This window comes from Clostridium sp. TF06-15AC (assembly GCF_003481165.1).
Taxonomy (GTDB): domain Bacteria; phylum Bacillota; class Clostridia; order Lachnospirales; family Lachnospiraceae; genus Otoolea; species Otoolea fessa.
In genome coordinates this window covers 1-373 of sequence record NZ_QUKS01000009.1, presented here as the reverse complement: position 1 = coordinate 373, position 373 = coordinate 1, and the positions used below count along the sequence as shown (strand labels likewise).

Here is a 373-nt window from a genome sequence, read left to right as displayed (position 1 = left end):
TAAAGGTTTTACCGTTCATTTATTTGAATGTGGTGAAGGTGATCATGTTCACTGTTTTGTATCAGCTCCACCAAAGCTGTCAATAACAGCCATTATCAAGTATCTGAAGGGGATCACAGGCAGGAAATTATTCGAACGTTTTCCGGAAATAAGAAACCAGTTGTGGAAGGGAGAACTGTGGAACCATTCCTATTATGTGGAAACGATCGGATCCGTATCTGAGGAAAATATTCGCCGTTATATTGAACATCAGAGCAAGTCGTATTAATTCAATGTGAATTGTAAAGATTCATATGCATGGCTGTCTGAGGGGGGGAGGAGAATGCTGTTGTCGCACAGAACATCGGTTAATATCCGGCCGGAATATTCTAAT

Annotated in this window: 1 protein-coding gene; it reads left to right on the top strand. The window is 40.8% G+C overall.

The features are described 5' to 3' along the window. The coding region (gene tnpA, locus DXC57_RS15780) for an IS200/IS605 family transposase (RefSeq protein ID WP_243101490.1) at positions 1 to 268 on the top strand (268 nt) is incomplete at its 5' end. Positions 269 to 373 lie beyond the last annotated feature (105 nt).